Below are 17,348 nucleotides of genomic sequence, written 5' to 3' on the forward strand. Positions count from 1 at the left end.
TTTTCCTCCACGCTAAAAAGCGTGGCAGGACGGAAAATCCTGCACAAACATGTAAATTTCCATATTCATAACCGTTGCATGCAATGAAATATGCGTTTCGCACTATTATTTATTTGATTAAAATATAATTTAAGATATAGATGTTATCATACTTTTCTTCCCCACTATACCTGACAATTGGATTTTTACTTTTGACTGTCTTGTCGCTTTTGATTTTTGGTAAAGACCAAGCTGAAAGCTTGTGGAACATTGGAGGTATTGTTTTTGGTTGCTATATTATCTTCAGTTCTATACTTGTTTTGTTTATTGATGCGGGGTGGGGTTATTTTTTTCGAATTTTGGGTTATTCTATACTATATCTCATTCTTAGCGGCATTTTAATTCAAATAATAATTCAGGTCAGGCAGATCCCAGGTTCCAATGAGTCCGCCATGATATTCTTGATAATAATGTTTCATCCTATTCTTCTGCTTTTTTTAAAATTTATCAAATGGTTGTTTTCAATACTTGCGCAAAAATGAAAAATGAAACTAAAAGATTAGGGAACAGCAAGATTAGCTTTATCTAAAATTGTGAGGATAAATCTATAGATTGTATATTGATTGACCCTCTAATGTCCAACGATAAAGCTTTAAGGTTTTATGAGAGGCTGGGATTTGAATTCATTGAGGAAAGAGAATTTGAAGGAACGGCTTGCCTTGTGTATGAATTGAAAAGAGAAAAGCCAGCAGATAATAACACCCATAATTAATTGTTGGCGGATTTTCCCTTCGGAAAATCCACGTATATTCAGTATGTTTAATGTGCTGGCCGAAATCCCTACCAACCACTTAGGCTGGGATATCATACCGCAACTAAACATACGAGCCGAGATCGTTAACCTACATATGAAACTATGTTAGCCTAAAGAAACATTAAATTTCTCTAATACTAATAATTAATGACATGATAACAAAAACTCACTTAACTACACATTTCTCTACCAACAAGAACAAAATACATATCTCTTTGATATTGGTTTTTACATTTTTATTCTTTACATGGAGTTGTGGTAAGGATGATCCAAAAGAACCCATGCAAGAAGAAATGGAAGAAGAGATGGAAGAAGAGGTGGGATATAATTATCCCGAAGGTAAAATATTTTTCGACTTCCCACCCATGGATTTAGATGGAGCTTCTTTTTATGAACCTATGGGATTTATGGGGGTGTTCCCTCAAGATCATGGTGGCTTTATTCACTTTGAATATGGGGTAGATGAACCAAAAACGCCGATTTATGCTATGGCCGATGGTGTCGTTATAGAACTCGGGGCCAGTGGAGGTGATTTATTCATGACCGTGAAGTATAGTACAACCATAAGTGCCAAACTTGGTCATGTGGGTAGATTTGCTAATTTTATATTGGATCAAACAGGGCCAGTAATAGAAGGTAGCCCTCTAGATGTTGAAATTGAAGTAAAATCAGGGCAGATTATTGGCTACATCTCGCCATTATCAGCTTTAGATATTGGCATTCATGATTTAGAAGTGGCGGATAGTAAGTCATTTTGTTATCCAGAATTGGCCTATTTTGAAAATTTATATGCTGCAGACATTTTTGATTACTATAAGGACGAGAACCCTGTAAAAGCAGAATTTTTGAGTAAAAATGTTAGAGCACTTCCTCCCTATGGAGGGAAAAATGACTTTGACGTAAAAGGAACAATCTCTGGAAATTGGTATATTAAGGATAAATTTGAAGGTAAGGATCAGGCTACCAATTATTTTGCAATCGGATATGATCATATATATGCACAAAGAATTGCCCTTCTCGATGGATTACCAGCCCATGATCCTGATATAGCTAACACGTACTCACATTCGTGGATAAAAGGTAATAATCCCAAACCTGAAGAAGTTAATGTTGCATTTGGAATAGTTAAATATGAATTAATTCCAAAACTCCATTTAATAAGAAACCCTGATGGAACTTACGAATTATACTCGCTTGATAATATTGATGATCAAATACCAAGAGGTGTCCTTTTAATGCAAATGCTGGAATCGGAAACCATGCAGCTCGAATTTATTGCAGATAAGACCGCAATGGAAGTTGACGGATTTAGTGGTAATCAAAGAATATACGTTCGTAATCCTGATTATGAGTAACTGTGCATACAGTGTTAAAACAAATTATTGATAAATTTGGCAACAACACATAGCCCAATATTGCGCATATATATGCCTGTTGGGGAGAAAAGGATAAAGCTATTATATGGCTGGAGCTAGCCTTAGATAATAGAGATGCTTCATTACTAGAAATCCTTAATGAGTCACAGTTTAAAAGTTTATTTGGCGACCCACCCTGGAATCCGTTTAGTAATAAAGTAGGCTTACCCAAAGACCATGACTTTAATTTAGATTAAGAATGAATTAACCAACAAATAACGAAAGGCTAACAATGTATAAAAATGCTTAGCTTAATGCTTAACCAATAGGTAGGTTCAACTTTGCTTGCATCTGATTTACCTCCACGCTAAAAAGCGTGGCAGGACAGAAAATCCTTGCAAACAAAAACGCAACTTTCCATATATATAAACGTGGTAAAACGCTTTAAATAAACTAAAGATCTATGAACTATCGAACATTCCAACCACATCCAGATTTGGAATCTCTAGTAAGCTGTTATTGGTCCTTAGAAGTTCCTGCCGAAAATGATACGGAAAGACAACGCATTATACCTGATGGCTGTATTGAAATGGCATTTATTCTTGGGGACGACATAAAGCGTTATACTTCGCAAGAAGAATTTATCCTACAACCCCGTGCAATGGTACTTGGACAAACCATTGAACCATTTTATATTGAACCAACTGGATATGTGGATACATTCGCAATCCGATTTTATCCTTACGGATTTGCCAATTTCGTTACTACGCCCATTAAAAATTTGGCAAATAAAGAAACACCAATAGCATTATTGTTCGGAGAAAATATTGCCAAAGAATTAGAACAAAAAATTATTCACGCAACAGACAGCAAACAACGAATTGAAATCATAGAAAACTTTCTTTTAGAAAAGCTGAAAGATAAAACAACCATAGACCATATTGTAAAACAGACCGTTGATGCACTTTTGTCATCAAAGGGAACAGAATCGATAACAACAATTCTTAAAGAAGACTTATCAAAAAGAAGACAGCTCGAAAGAAATTTTAAAAAACAAATTGGTGTTAGTCCAAAACAATTAGGCAAAGTAATTCGATTACAAACCGCATTAAAAATACTTCTTAACAAAGACACAGAAAGCTTAACTAAAATAGCTTACGAAAGTGAATATTACGACCAAGCCCATTTCATCAAAGACTTTAAGGAGTTTACGGGAATTAATCCGAAGGAATTTTTAGGTAACGAAAATATGGCTCTTTCAACACTCTTCTATCAATAAGTACTAGTGTCGCATTTTTACAATTTTAGACTTCACCAAAATTTCATATTTGTACTGTGAACTTAAACAGCAAATATGAAAAAGACAATACTATTAAGTGCGGTTATACTTTCCTTCTGCATTATAGCCTGTAAAGATCAAGACAAATCAAATATAGAGAACCAGGAAATTGATTCAAACGTAACACAAACAACAAACGATATGAAAAGTTTTATTTCCCTTTTTGAAATTCCAGCAACGGATATTTCACGAGCAGTCAGCTTTTATCAAGCAATTTTGGACATTAACATTGAAAAAATGGAAATACCGGGAATGGAAATGGGAATATTCCCATATGAAGAACAAATGGTTACGGGCGTTATTATGAAAGCAGCAGGTTACATACCCTCTGCTGATGGAGTAAACCTATATCTAAATGGAGGAGATAATCTTCAGAACATTCTTGATAAAGTCGAGAACAATGGCGGACAAATTATTGTTCCGAAAACAGCTCATGCCGATGAAAGTGGGTTTTTTGCTTTGTTTATAGATACCGAAGGAAATAAGCTTGGTTTAAATTCCCCAAACTAAACACGGCAAAAAAGAACGAACACACATTAATCCATAAGCAATACGGGCTTTGGCCCTTGCTGAGAGGTAGTTGTACAAATCAAAGTCAACAAAAGCCTTATTTTGAGTTTTTATCTTTAAATTTAAAAACAAAAAATAAGGCTTTTGCTATGTGCTAAACGGAAAGGCTTACGTTAAAATCCCCGAGCTGCCCATAGCCTAACTTTAGTGCTTCATTATGCCCCCTCTTGAATATAGGCTACATAATATGAAACAACATCTTTGATAATTTTATTAACAACAAAAACCAAAATCATGACAACTAAGCAGAACGTTCAAATTATTGACTCACTGTACAACGCTTTTTCAACTGGCGATATGCCAACTGTTTTGGGATTGATGGATCCAAAAATCGCATGGAACGAAGCCGAAGGTAATTCGCTTGCAGATGGCAACCCCTACATTGGCCCAGATGCAATTTTAGAAGGAGTATTTGCACGTCTTGGAGCCAACCACGAACACTTTGGGTTAAAGGATGCAAAAGTCCATGGCATGAGCGATAACATGGTCTTAGCTACTCTAAGATATGATGCTAAAGTAAAGGCAACAGGAAAGAGTTATAATGCGCAAGCGGCTCATCTATGGACCCTAAATGATGGAGGGAAAATTATGGCCTTTCAGCAATTTGTTGATACTAAGAAGTTGGCAGACTCTGAAAAGTGATTTTAATTGTATCGATTGATAATTCATTAAAAAATAACCACCCTAAAAAGGGTGGCATGCGAAAGTACCACAATTTATGTAATTTACCCGACGGCCTACCGCAGGCTGGCGCAGCCCTCCTTACACATAAACTATATGGGTAATAAATCGAAATTTGCTGTAATTGAATTTTTTATTTTTGGCAGCAAGAATGTAATTCTTAAGTTATTAAATTATAGCACATTATATTTAGAATAAAATTTTGAAATATTCATTCATAATACCACTATTTGTTTTATTTTTTTGTCATTGCCGACATAAGGAAGATAATACAATTACACAATTTTATGGTAAGCCAGAAGTTCCTTCATCTATAAAAGAAGACCACAAATACCTTCTTGACAAAATTGAAAAAATGACCTTATTTCAAGACAGTACAGGTCTAGTTGCAATCAAACTCAAAGAACTTATGCAGCATCATTTTGCCGAAGAAGAAGATTATGTACTATCCCCATTAGGACTATTGCCTCAATTAGCAAATGGGGAATTGCCAGAACATAGTATAGAAGTTGTAGAATTATGTGAAAAATTTAAATCTCAGTGGGCCCATATGAACGCGGAGCATCAATTAATCAAAGCATTCATGAATGAGTTGGTACAAGCTTCTAAAGATGAAGATCATCCTGAAATTATGGAATTGGAAAAGGAACTTCAAAAACATGCAAAGACTGAAGAAGAAGTTTTTTTCCCTACAGCAATACTAATTGGAGAATATTTAAAACTTAAATCTTTAGAGGTTAATTAGGTGTTTATTCCTTGGAAAGAATATGTTTTTGTAGTACACAGCCATATGATAAAATGCACAAAATCTTCTTGAAGCAGGAATTAAAATTGGATATAGCGGAATTAAAAAATGGACTAAAAAATAAGGACATTGAGGTGGTGGAAATATAATGTTACACAACAAAACCTAAACCTAATGGGGACTTTAAGGGTAAATTAATAGGTTGGTGTTTACCTGCTTACCGTCAGACAAGTTTATATTGTCCTAAAGTGAAAATTACCCGTTAGGGAAATATTCAATTTAGCTTTGGACAAAAAAATAAAATACCCCCCGATCGACCGCCTGAATTATAAAGTGGGCCAGTTACCCTCTTGTCAGCGCTGTAACTTTTTGAAACCAAAGGAAAATCGCTTGAGGAAATTGGTAACCTAAAATTTTATAGTAATAAAAAATGGCGTAATTTGTCCTTGTCATTGTAATATACAGTAGACGATCTTAATCTTTCAAAACATAAAAATGAAAAAATTTAAGATCTCCAGAATCAGAAGTTTAAGTGTTCGAAGTTGTACTAGCGGCATTCCCATAATCGGTGTTACGGCCATCGTTCTATTTGCATTGTTTACCCCTATTAATTCAACGGCCCAACCCCATGAATACCATATTGCAAAATCTGGTAATGATAAGTCTGTTGGATTATCTAACTCACCGTTCAGGACCATATCCGCCGCTGCACAAATAGCTATGCCAGGCGATACAATTACCGTACACGAAGGAATTTATAGGGAACGGGTAACCCCACGGAACGGTGGTTCAAATAATTTGAACAGAATTCTTTATCGAGCCGCTCCTGGCGAGAAAGTGATCATCAAAGGTTCGGAGATTGTTACGAATTGGAAAAAGGTAAAAGGTTCCGTTTGGAAAGCAGAAATACCCAATACTACTTTTAAGGACTATAATCCATATTCAGATTTGCTTACAGGGGATTGGTTGGATAAAAAAGGGATGGAACATCATACGGGTGAAGTATTTCTTAATGGCGAATCATTGTATGAAAAGTCGTCGTTAAAAGATGTTTTTACTTCGGAGCCATATCCCGACTCAAGGGATAAAGAGGCCTCCATCTACACTTGGTATTCAGAAGTGGATACACAAAATACAACCATATGGGCTAATTTTCAAAAATTCGACCCTAACAAAGAATTGGTGGAGATCAATGCAAGGGAAAGCTGTTTTTATCCCGAGAAGACTGGAGTGGATTATATCACAGTACGCGGTTTTATTATGGACCAGGCAGCAACACAGTGGGCAGCGCCTACTGCCGAACAGATCGGTTTGATCGGCACACATTGGAGTAAAGGTTGGATCATCGAGGACAATTTTATCAGCAACTCAAAAGCGGTCGGTATTACCCTAGGAAAAGATAGGGCAACCGGGCAAAATGTTTGGTTGAACAACCCGATAAAGGACGGGGCCACACACTATAACGAGGTTATTTTCAAGGCCCTGAACATCGGATGGTCCAAAGAAAAAATAGGCTCCCACCTTGTTCGGAACAATGTAATATTTGATTGTGGACAGGCTGGAATCGTGGGCAGCCTAGGCGCTGTTTTTAGCGAAATTTATAATAACCATATTTACGATATATGGACGAAGAGAACATTTGAAGGTGCGGAATTGGCGGGAATAAAAATCCACGCGGCCATTGACATGCTCATTAAAAACAACAGGGTCCATAATGCCGGTAGAGGTATCTGGGTGGATTGGATGGCCCAAGGCACTAGAATAACTGGCAATCTATTATACGATAACACTATACAGGATTTGTTCACCGAAATGAACCATGGACCGTGTTTGATGGACAACAATATTTGTTTGTCAGAGACCTCGTTACGAGACTGGTCCGAGGGGGGTGCGTTCGTTCACAATCTTTTCATGGGTAGAGTCGAGATAGGCAAAGTGTTGGATCGCTCTTCTCCCTATCACTTACCGCACTCGACGAAATTAGCAGGATTAAGGAACATCAACTTAGGTGATAATCGTTTTTTCAACAACATTTTCGTAAAACCTGAAATTGCCACCTTGGGTACAGAAGAAAATGTGGTTACTTTTTATGGACTGGATGGGTATAAAATAGCCGAGTTTGAAAATGTGGCCAACGGTAACATTTACTATAATAATGCAAAACCAGCTGAAAAAGAAACAGATTTTATAGAAACACAGGCTTGGAAACCTGTAATTGCACTAGAAGAAAAAGGGGATGAAGTATATCTAAAAATGGATTGGGACACTTCTATTTTTAATTCGATTACCACACCAGTTACCACCAAAAGACTGGGTACAACCATTATATCCGAAGCGATATTCGAGAATCCTGATGGAATGCCCTATCTGTTTGATCTCGATTTCCAAGGAAATAAAAGAAACCTGGAAAAACCCTTACCTGGACCCTTTGAAAACATCAAGGAAGGAATAGGTACATACAAGGTTTGGTAAAAAATTGTTGAAAACAAACGATGAGCAAAATTTTCTTTGAACAAATTTACAACCATCCTTCAATTAAAAAAGAAGATTATAAAACATTAATGGATTCGCATACCAAAGTTGAATTTTCTAAAAATGAACTTATATTAAATGAAGGAAAAACTAGCAATGAATATTACTTAATAGAAAATGGATTGTTCAGATCTTATGTCATAGACTTTAACGGAAATGAAATTACCACTAATTTTTTTGGTTCAAACCAAATATTAATTGAAGTTGCTTCGCTATTTCTTCGCATCCCTTCAAAAGAAAATATACAAGCGCTTTCAGATGGAACTGTCTGGAAAATTGATTTTATCACTTTTCAAGAATTGTTCAACAGCATAGCTGGATTTACCCAATGGGGAAGAACTTGGATGTCCAACCAACTTTTTATTTCAAAACAACGCTCTATTCATATGCTTACACAAAGTGCAACAGACCGATATTTGGCACTCATTGATGAACAACCACAAATCATCAAACAAGTTCCCTTAAAATACATAGCTTCTTATTTAGGAATTACCGATACGTCCTTAAGTAGAATAAGAAAAGAAATCTCTTTGAATACATAAATCTTGTCTTATGACAAGTGACATCGATTTTGAATTTTTTAAATTTATATTAATTAATCCTAAAATAATTTAAAAATGAAAAATGAAAATCCAGTTGTTTGGTTCGAAATTTATGTTGACGACCTAAAGAGAGCCAGAAAATTCTACGAAACCGTTTTTAAATTGGAATTAAACGAATTGCCTATGCCAGATACTGGAGAGGATTCTATGAAGATGTTGTTTTTCCCTAGCAATATGGAATCTATGAACAGCGCCTCTGGTGCTTTGGTAAAAATGGATGGATTTAAAGCAGGAAACAACAGTACTATTGTTTATTTTATGAGTGAAGATTGTAGTATTGAAGAAGCTAGAATTGCAAAAGCAGGAGGAAGTGTCTTTAAATCCAAACTTTCACTTGGTGACTATGGTTTCATGGTACTTGCAACAGATACTGAAGGCAATATGATTGGAATACACTCCATGAAATAAAAATCACAATGACTAAAATAACCATAAAAACAGATTGTGGCCACTCTCCAAAAAAAGAATTCCTCAAGGATTTCAATGTGGCTTTCGGTAAGGGAAACACAGAATTTTTAACAGCAAATGTTACTGACGACATTGTTTGGACTATGGTAGGAAATAAGGTCATTGAAGGAAAGGAAGCGTTTGCCAAGGCAATACAACAAATGGCAGATTACAAGGTGTCAGAATGCATTATTGAAAAAATAGTTACCCATGGTAAAGAAGGAGCAGTAAATGGAGTAATGAAGATGGATGATGGCAAAGAATATGCCTTTTCGGATTTTTACGAATTTAAAAATACAAAGTCAACAGATTTAAAAACAATAACATCATACCTAATCCAGATTTAATACAGAGCGCAAAACGGAACCTATAATTGACCTACAAAATAAGTGAATGGTTAACAAGGCTGTAAATTCTAAACTCAATGAAAACAAAGATGATTTGGGCTAATTTAGGTGTAGAAAGTATAGCTAGGACCCAAAAATTTTATCGCGAATTAGGATTTAAATTAAACGGAGAACCAAATGAAGAATTGGTGAGCTTCATTTTTGGTGATAACAATTTTATTATTCACTTTTTCAAAAAGGGCAAATTGAAAGAAAGTATGGAAGGTGCACTGTCCGATTTGAGTACAGGAAACGAAATTATGTTTTCATTATCAGCAGAAACACAATCCGAGTATGACCAATGGGTGAAACAAATTAAAAAAGCTGGCGGAAAAATCCACTTTGATTCCAACATTGACCGGAAAGAGTTTTATGATAAAAATGGATATTATGTTTGCGTTTTTGCCGATCCGGACGGACACAAGTACAATCTACTCTATAACAAAAACAAACAATGAGCAAAATTATCTTTGATAGCGGAATATCACTTGACGGCTTTTTCGCAGGTGATAACAGAAGTCCAAAAAACCCCATGGGTGGTGTATCAGGGAAACTACACCAATGGATGTTTAAACAAAAAGCATTTTGGAAACACATCAAAATGGAAGGTGGCGTAGAAAACGGGGCAGACTCCAAGTTAATAGACGATGTGTTCGCCAGAACAGGAGCTTACATTATGGGGAAACGCATGTTTGAAGAAGGCGAAGTCGTTTGGGCAGAAGATTTATATGAAGCCGATGTTTATGTACTCACACACGAAAAACGGGAACCATGGGTGCAAAAGGGTTCCACTACTTTTTACTTCATTAATGATGGAATAGAAAGTGCCTTGGAAAAAGCAAGAAAATCGGCCAAAGGAAAGGACATTAGAATACAGGGTGGCGCAAATACTATTCAGCAATTTCTAAATGCGGGACTTATTGACGAATGTTTTATTCATATTGCTCCAATTTTTTTGGGCAGCGGAATCCGACTATTTGACGGTATAGAAAAAGACAAGTATAAAATTCAAATTGCTGAAGTAATTCCATCTGACCTAACAACCCACTTGAGATACAAATTGTTGAAAAAATAAAAACCGGCAACTTGGGATTGATATAAAAACCGAAATATGCGAAAACTAATTGCGGCAATCAATATGACAGTGGATGGGATTTGCGACCATACGGCCGGAATACCTGATGAGGAAATACATCAACATTATACTGAACTGTTAGGACAGGGAGACCTAATTTTATATGGTAGAAAAACTTACAAACTTATGGAATTTTGGCGACCATTTTTGGAAACCCCTTCAGAAGTCAAATCAATGAACGACTTTGCTTTGGCTATTGACAAAATTCCAAAAATTGTTTTTTCGCACACCTTGAAAAGTGTTGAATGGAAAAGCGCAACAGTTGCTAATCGTAATTTAAAAGAAGAAGTGGAAGTGCTGAAGCAACAAGCAGGTAAGGACATTTTAGTAGGCAGTCGCAGCTTAATTATACAACTAATGAATCTTAATTTGATCGATGAATGCCAACTGTGTATTTATCCAGTAATTGCAGCAAAAGGTCTGGCATTATTTGAAGACATAAAAGAAAGGACTATCCTAAAACTCATAAAAACTAAAACCTTTAAAGGAGGTGCAGTAATTCATTACTATAAACCGAAATAATGAAATAATTCGTTTATCGGACGCAAGTAAGCCTAATAACTATAAAAATGAAAAATCAAATATATCCTTGCCTTTGGTTTGATGGAAAAGCGCAAGAAGCGGCCCAATTTTATTGTTCCATCTTTAAAAATTCAAAAATTACAGCAGACAATCAGACGGTGGTAACATTTGAATTGAACGGCAAAAAATTTATGGGACTAAATGGTGGCCCCGAATTTAAATTTAATGAAGCCGTATCCCTTGTTGTTGATTGTGAAACCCAAGAAGAAATTGACCATTTATGGGATAAATTAACTTCCGAGGGAGGAAAAGAAGGTAATTGTGGCTGGTTAAAAGATAAGTTTGGGGTTTCTTGGCAAATTGTGCCAACAGTTTTACCAAAACTTTTGAGCAATCCTGAAAAGGCAAAAAATGTTATGGAGGCCTTTATGAAAATGAAAAAGTTTGATATAGAAAAACTAATAAATTCTTAATAATAATGAGCGGAACGGATAACTTTAAAACAGTTCAAGAATACTTTGAATCCCAACCAATAAAAACCAAACAGGCATTACTTGAATTAAAGCAATGTATTCTAAAGGTTGCACCTGAGGCAACCGAATTGTTTAATTATAATATTCCAGCTTATGCATTGATTTAAGGTGGAAAAAGAGAGCAACAAATTATGATTGCCGGATATAAAACACACGTTGGTTTTTATCCTCACCCAACTACCATAGAAAAATTTAATTCAGAGCTAAGCAACTTTAAGAAAGGCAAAGGATCTGTTCAATTTCCTTTAAACAAATCGCTCCCCAAAGAGTTGATAGAAAGTATGGTTGCCTATCGAATGGAATTATTAAAGCAGTAATAAGGTTGATCAACAACGCGTATAATTAACCAGCCCCACATAATCATTCGCGCTTGCCATGCTTTTTGGCATGGTCCCTGCCCGAATAGGTACGCCCGACCGTACCGATTCGGGCGGGGGAGGGTTGCAAGTTCTCTGTGTACTCTTAAAATCCTATGCACATACCTATTGTTCAGTTTCTTTTACTAACTTACCTCCTGCCCACACCAATGACCATATAATGAACCGTTGTCAGTATTTTAGGATAAAAACATCATTTAAAATATTGAATAATAAAATATAATTATGAAAAATATATTCATTTGTGCATTACTTATAACAGTCACTTCCGAATTTTTATATTCCCAGGATATAAATAAGAACTTCAAATGGCCTGAAAATAAAAAAGTCGCAGTATGTTTAACATTTGATGATGGTCTAGATTCCCATCTGGATAACGCCATACCTATATTGGACTCTTTAAATGTAAAAGCCACTTTTTACTGTCCCGGAAATAAAGAATCTTTACATAATCGCACTTCTGAATGGAAAAAAATTGTTGAAAACGGACATGAACTAGGTAATCATTCGTTATTTCATCCATGTGATGGTAGGTTATTTGATTGGGTTACACCAGAATATGACCTAAACAATTATACTTTGGAACAAATGCGTATGGAATTATATACAGCCAACACCCTACTTAAGGCTGTTGATGGAAAAAGCCATAGAACTTATGGCTATACTTGCTCAAACTATACAGTACAGGGCGATACAACCTACATAGATGTGGTAAAAGAACTATTTTCTGCAGCTAGAAGTGATGGGCCCATACCGGACACTATGGAGAATATTGACCTCAATTTTATGCCAAGTTGGTATGTAGACAGTCATACGGGTCAAGAATTGATTGATTATGTAAAAGAGGCAAGAGAAAAAGGCACTATTGCCACTTTTATGTTTCATAGTGTTGGAGGTGGTTACTTAAACGTATCCAATGAAGCCTTACGGGAATTATTAATTTACCTTAAAGAAAACGAAGAAGATTATTGGGTAGATACCTTTTACAATGTTACAGCATATATAGCCAAGCAATCAGACAAGACTAAATAAATCAGTGAGATTGGATAATTGAACAGTTTACGACAAGAGATCCACTTTATGATTGCATTGGCTCTTCATTTAAGACCTTTTTATTTAGTTTCTAATTGTGCCGTCTAAAAACCATAGTGTATTTTTAAAGTATATTTCAACTGCGATTCGGATAAATAGCCGGTTTCTAGAAAAAGACTAAATTAGTATCCACAATAAACCCGTTAAGCCTACAAATCGGCATTCCTAAATCCACAGTCCGGTCGTAAACCGGGGCTGCTGTTGCTGATTTGAAAGAATTGTACTAGAAACAGTATGACTATAAAAAAATCAAAACGAATAATTAGAATCCTTTTGTTTCTTGGAACAATAATCTCATTATACTTTGTTCCATGGCCTATAGTAAAAGCGTGGATAGCTCCATTACCCGATACAGTACAGGAGCAAGTGGATATGGCTTCCGATTATGGATTTGATGGAATTATTGTTTATGCGGATGAAAAAGGCGAAAAACCTGAATTTTATGCTGCGGGTTATAAAAACAGAGAAAATAAAATCCCTGCGGACCCACATTCTTTGTTTAAAATAGCCAGTGTAGGGAAACTTTATTTTGCTGTGGCTGTCGCTAAATTGGTACGAGATGGGACATTATCATTGGAGAAAACACTAGCTGATTATTTGCCCGAATTAAAAGGAAGAATAGAATATGCAGATAAAATTACTTTGCGTATGTTGGTTCGGCACAAAAGTGGTATTCCAAATTACACTGATACTTACATGTACTGGGTGGCACCTAAGGAAACGGCAGATGAGAATCTTGCTTTGGTTTTGGATTTGCCCGCCAATTTTAAACCCGGTGAAGATTTTCAATATTCAAACACAAACTATCTATTACTCGACAAAATAATGAACCGAGTACTGGGATACGCCACATTCCATTACATTCAAAAAGAGGTTTTGACACCATTGAAACTAAAACACACTTATGGTTCCATCCAGGATGTAAATATGGATGATGTAATGAGCGGTTACTATGTAGGTTATGATATGGATCTAAAAACGGATGATATTGGTTCAATGTTGGCAACCGCCGAAGATCTTGGTAAATTTATAAGAGCCTTAAATGAAGGGACTGTTTTTAAAGATAAAGAAGAACAGGAAATCTACACCTCAATTTACGAGTATGAACATACGGGTTTGATTCCAGGCTATCAAACCATCGCCAAATATCATAACGACATTGATGCAGTGATCATTCAATTTACAAATACGGTGAACTTTGAAGGTTACAACTGGAATTTATCGGAAGTAATGTATAGCAGAATTGTGAAAATAATTAAAAATAAAAACTAGTCCCCGCTATCGCTATATTTCCTTATCCCAATATGGTAAAAACTACAATATTAGTCACCAAACGGACTGCTTCCATTAGCGGCAAAGTGTACTCTTCCATGGCACCGTTCATTTTTTGTCCAGCCAGTATCGCAACTTTAAAAACATAAATCAATATCTTAACCCAACAAATCAAAAGATTAGTACATAGTGGAAAATACATTGGTGGAAATGATGTCAGGTTTTATTGACTTGAACAATGATGAAAAACAAGGGATTTTAGAAGCTTTTCCTATTAGAACGTATACAAAAGGCACAAGTTTGCTCAAACAGGGGCAAATTGCCAAAGATGCTTTTGTAGTAATAAAAGGTTGCATAAGAGAATATTCAATTGACGATGGTGAAGAAATAACATCCGAGTTTTATACTGAATTTCAATCTGCCGTGAATTTTGACAGCATGACCAATAACAAACCTTCTAAATGTTATTTTACTTGTACTGAGGATACTACTGTAGCCATTATGAACGCTGAAAAAGAAACTGCATTATATAAAAGATTCCCTCGATTTGGTGAAGTTTGTCGTGTGGAAATGGAAAAAATACTAGGAGCAAGTCAAGAAAAACTAACTGATTTTAAAAAATCAACTCCAAAAGGTCGTTATTTAAATTTATTGAAAGAAAGGCCCGACCTAATAAATAGAGTACCTCAATATCAAATAGCAAGCTATCTTGGAATTAAGTCAGAAACCCTAAGTCGGATTCGGAGTAGAATTGCTACAATGGATTAATTAATTTTCTGTGCCACAACATAGTATTCTGTAGCTGGTTTATCTATTAAGATATCCGTCTCAATTATTTTAAAACCACAATCCGTAATCATTTCTTCCAATTCCAACATTGTTACGAATTTTAAATAAGGGAGAATTTTCAGCTTTTTCAAAATGAGTATTATACTGCCGGACAATACCCCTACAAATGTCCGCTTTTCTTTTAAACAAGCCGTTGAAGTAATAATCAAACCCCCTGCTTTTAGTAAGTCATTCATTCGATTTAAAACCTTTTCAATATCTTCAAAATACAATAGAATATTTAAGGCTAAAATAGTATCAAAGCTCTTGCATTTATAATTTTTGTCAAAAAGGGTTGTTTGCGAAAATGTAATATTTTCAATTTGGTTATTTAGTGCTTTTTCTCTTGCTGCACTTATCATTTTAGATGATATATCAAAAGCCTGTATCTCCTTAACCTTATTGGAAAATTCGATAGCATATAGGCCGGTAGCGCAACCAAAATCGAGAACAGTATCAAAGTTTTTAAAATACTTTGGACTTTTGCTTAGAATTAGATTGTAGGCATTATCCATAGCTTTTTTATCATAATTCTCGGATAGTTTGTTCCAGAAATGTTCTGAACTTTTCATTTCATTATTTTTTAAATTAGAATTTAAAGCCAAAGTTTAAACTTGGTTCAAATATATGTTTTGGTTTTCCTTCTTCTATTTTTTCAAAATCTCAAGGGAAGTTAGTATCAATAGGCCAATATTTAAGTGCGTACGCCGGTTCTACAAAGAAACGTTCATTAAAATCATCGATAATTTTACCTTTAAATTCATAGTTTTATGTTGCTTAGAAAATCATTTCTACAAATTTAGGTTCTCATTTTACCTTATTCATTGACTATAGTCAAGAAATGAAAAAAGGAAGAATAATGCCATAGAGCAATGTTAATTGATAGTATCTGTTTTGGTAATAAGCCCACCCCACTACTCCTACCGCTGTCGGCCTACCTTGCCGTGCCAGTTGTGTACAGTTTTGAAAAAAATACAAAATGGATAAAAAAATTGGACTAAAAGGTGCTATTGCCATTGTTACCGTCGGCAATGTACCTTTTAAACAAATTTTAGATGCCCAAGATCATGTTTTTGCCAAAAATGCAGAAACAAGCTTGGGACAAATTGGATTTACCACTGTGCAGGGCAAGGTCGAAAACTAAATACTGTTTTAAGCCTGGATGCTAATATACTTACGGGCTTATAAGCATTATCTGTAGCGATTCGAATACCAAAATCATTGCCATGACGATGCCAACAATATGAAATTACGTACCTTGTTGTTTTATATTTGTACAAGCAAAAGTATGCAGTTCAAAGTGACAAGTATTAATTTCACTACGATTATCAACTCTTCTTATATTGGAACAAAATGAAAAACGATAATAAATTAAAAGGAAAGAACATTCTAATCACCGCTGGTGCCCAAGGTATTGGTGAATCAATCACCAGACACTTCATTGATAGTGGAGCCAATGTTGCCATCCACTATTTTTCCAGTGCCGATACCGCGGACCAATTAGCGGAATATGCAATTGGTAAAGGACAAAAGGCGGTTGCTATAAGTGGTGACCTAACAAAGGAGGCCGATGCGAATGCATTGGTGGAAAAAACAGTAAAAGCGTTTGGTGGTCTGGACATACTGATCAATAATGCAGGTTCACTTGTTGCCCGTAAAATGCTGAGCGAAATGGAGGCCGAATTCTGGCACAAAGTAATGGATATAAACCTTACCTCCATGATGTTCGTAACACGAGCTGCGGCTCCTTTTCTAGCCAAAAATGACAATAGTAGTATTGTTAATTTGGCATCACTTGCCGGGCGAAAAGGAGGTCACCCGGGATCGTTGGCTTATTCTACCAGCAAAGGTGCTATCCTTACATTTACGCGGGCACTCTCAGCCGAATTGGGACCTCAAGGTACTCGGGTCAACGCGGTTGCTCCAGGTCTTATCCTTGGTACTTCATTTCACAACACTCATACGACAAAAGAATCAGCGGCTGCAACAACGGCAAGTATTCCAATCCAACGAGCAGGTAACGCAGATGACGTGGCGCGGGCAGTATTATTTCTGGCTTCCGAATACGACGGCTTTATTACCGGTGCTACCCTGGACATCAATGGCGGCGTCTACAATATGTAGGTCGTGCTAAATTTG

22 protein-coding genes are annotated in these 17,348 nt (G+C 35.9%); 21 read left to right on the forward strand and 1 reads right to left on the reverse strand.

Annotated elements, in window-relative coordinates:
• Positions 1-613: 613 nt before the first annotated feature.
• From LV92_RS15625 to LV92_RS15720, 19 genes are all read left to right on the forward strand, one after another.
• Positions 614-751, forward strand: coding sequence for a hypothetical protein (locus LV92_RS15625; protein ID WP_211323003.1), 138 nt, complete (start codon positions 614-616; stop codon positions 749-751).
• Between the two features lie 194 nt (positions 752-945).
• On the forward strand, positions 946-2,148 hold the full coding sequence (locus tag LV92_RS15630; protein ID WP_111624555.1) for a M23 family metallopeptidase: 1,203 nt from the start codon (positions 946-948) through the stop codon (positions 2,146-2,148).
• 68 nt (positions 2,149-2,216) lie between these two features.
• Positions 2,217-2,405 (forward strand): hypothetical protein, encoded by a 189-nt coding sequence (locus LV92_RS22180; RefSeq protein ID WP_394336285.1) that lies wholly within the window; start codon positions 2,217-2,219, stop codon positions 2,403-2,405.
• A gap of 206 nt (positions 2,406-2,611) precedes the next feature.
• Entirely contained in the window at positions 2,612-3,427 is an 816-nt protein-coding gene (locus LV92_RS15635; RefSeq protein WP_111624556.1) for an AraC family transcriptional regulator, read from the forward strand.
• 75 nt (positions 3,428-3,502) lie between these two features.
• A complete protein-coding gene (locus tag LV92_RS15640; RefSeq protein ID WP_111624557.1) occupies positions 3,503-3,997 on the forward strand; it encodes a VOC family protein in 495 nt (164 codons plus the stop codon).
• A gap of 294 nt (positions 3,998-4,291) precedes the next feature.
• Positions 4,292-4,699: a nuclear transport factor 2 family protein gene (locus tag LV92_RS15645; RefSeq protein ID WP_111624558.1), complete on the forward strand. Its 408-nt coding sequence runs from the start codon at positions 4,292-4,294 to the stop codon at positions 4,697-4,699.
• Between the two features lie 241 nt (positions 4,700-4,940).
• On the forward strand, positions 4,941-5,483 hold the full coding sequence (locus LV92_RS15650; RefSeq protein WP_111624559.1) for a hemerythrin domain-containing protein: 543 nt from the start codon (positions 4,941-4,943) through the stop codon (positions 5,481-5,483).
• Between the two features lie 495 nt (positions 5,484-5,978).
• Positions 5,979-7,955 carry a right-handed parallel beta-helix repeat-containing protein gene (locus LV92_RS15655; RefSeq protein ID WP_111624560.1) on the forward strand — a complete coding sequence of 659 codons (1,977 nt, stop codon included), beginning with the start codon at positions 5,979-5,981 and terminating at the stop codon, positions 7,953-7,955.
• 20 nt (positions 7,956-7,975) lie between these two features.
• Complete coding sequence (locus LV92_RS15660; protein WP_111624561.1) at positions 7,976-8,557, forward strand: Crp/Fnr family transcriptional regulator; 582 nt, start codon at positions 7,976-7,978, stop codon at positions 8,555-8,557.
• 75 nt (positions 8,558-8,632) lie between these two features.
• On the forward strand, positions 8,633-9,025 hold the full coding sequence (locus LV92_RS15665) for a VOC family protein (protein ID WP_111624562.1): 393 nt from the start codon (positions 8,633-8,635) through the stop codon (positions 9,023-9,025).
• An 8-nt stretch (positions 9,026-9,033) separates the two neighbouring features.
• Positions 9,034-9,411, forward strand: coding sequence for a nuclear transport factor 2 family protein (locus tag LV92_RS15670; protein ID WP_111624563.1), 378 nt, complete (start codon positions 9,034-9,036; stop codon positions 9,409-9,411).
• Between the two features lie 77 nt (positions 9,412-9,488).
• Positions 9,489-9,908: a VOC family protein gene (locus tag LV92_RS15675; protein ID WP_111624564.1), complete on the forward strand. Its 420-nt coding sequence runs from the start codon at positions 9,489-9,491 to the stop codon at positions 9,906-9,908.
• On the forward strand, positions 9,905-10,525 hold the full coding sequence (locus LV92_RS15680) for a dihydrofolate reductase family protein (RefSeq protein WP_111624565.1): 621 nt from the start codon (positions 9,905-9,907) through the stop codon (positions 10,523-10,525). The genes LV92_RS15675 and LV92_RS15680 overlap by 4 nt, the downstream gene beginning before the upstream one ends.
• Before the next feature lie 36 nt (positions 10,526-10,561).
• Positions 10,562-11,107, forward strand: a complete 546-nt coding sequence (locus LV92_RS15685) for a dihydrofolate reductase family protein (RefSeq protein WP_111624566.1) — start codon at positions 10,562-10,564, stop codon at positions 11,105-11,107.
• A 47-nt stretch (positions 11,108-11,154) separates the two neighbouring features.
• Positions 11,155-11,580, forward strand: a complete 426-nt coding sequence (locus LV92_RS15690) for a VOC family protein (protein WP_111624567.1) — start codon at positions 11,155-11,157, stop codon at positions 11,578-11,580.
• A gap of 5 nt (positions 11,581-11,585) precedes the next feature.
• Complete coding sequence (locus LV92_RS22020) at positions 11,586-11,747, forward strand: DUF1801 domain-containing protein (protein WP_245946403.1); 162 nt, start codon at positions 11,586-11,588, stop codon at positions 11,745-11,747.
• A 495-nt stretch (positions 11,748-12,242) separates the two neighbouring features.
• Positions 12,243-13,049, forward strand: a complete 807-nt coding sequence (locus LV92_RS15705) for a polysaccharide deacetylase family protein (protein ID WP_111624569.1) — start codon at positions 12,243-12,245, stop codon at positions 13,047-13,049.
• 294 nt (positions 13,050-13,343) lie between these two features.
• Positions 13,344-14,381 (forward strand): serine hydrolase domain-containing protein, encoded by a 1,038-nt coding sequence (locus LV92_RS15710; protein WP_111624570.1) that lies wholly within the window; start codon positions 13,344-13,346, stop codon positions 14,379-14,381.
• A gap of 189 nt (positions 14,382-14,570) precedes the next feature.
• The gene (locus LV92_RS15720; RefSeq protein WP_111624572.1) at positions 14,571-15,149 is read left to right on the forward strand and encodes a Crp/Fnr family transcriptional regulator; all 579 of its coding nucleotides are present in this window, start codon (positions 14,571-14,573) and stop codon (positions 15,147-15,149) included.
• Here the strand turns inward: LV92_RS15720 and LV92_RS15725 are convergent.
• The gene (locus LV92_RS15725; RefSeq protein WP_111624573.1) at positions 15,146-15,781 is read right to left on the reverse strand and encodes a class I SAM-dependent methyltransferase; all 636 of its coding nucleotides are present in this window, start codon (positions 15,779-15,781) and stop codon (positions 15,146-15,148) included. The genes LV92_RS15720 and LV92_RS15725 overlap by 4 nt on opposite strands.
• A 407-nt stretch (positions 15,782-16,188) precedes the next feature.
• On the opposite strand from LV92_RS15725, the gene LV92_RS21820 reads away from it, so the two are divergent.
• Positions 16,189-16,353, forward strand: coding sequence for a hypothetical protein (locus LV92_RS21820; protein ID WP_170126342.1), 165 nt, complete (start codon positions 16,189-16,191; stop codon positions 16,351-16,353).
• Between the two features lie 209 nt (positions 16,354-16,562).
• A complete protein-coding gene (locus tag LV92_RS15730; protein WP_111624574.1) occupies positions 16,563-17,333 on the forward strand; it encodes an SDR family NAD(P)-dependent oxidoreductase in 771 nt (256 codons plus the stop codon).
• Positions 17,334-17,348 lie beyond the last annotated feature (15 nt).

The organism is Arenibacter echinorum, from assembly GCF_003259375.1.
Lineage (GTDB): Bacteria > Bacteroidota > Bacteroidia > Flavobacteriales > Flavobacteriaceae > Arenibacter > Arenibacter echinorum.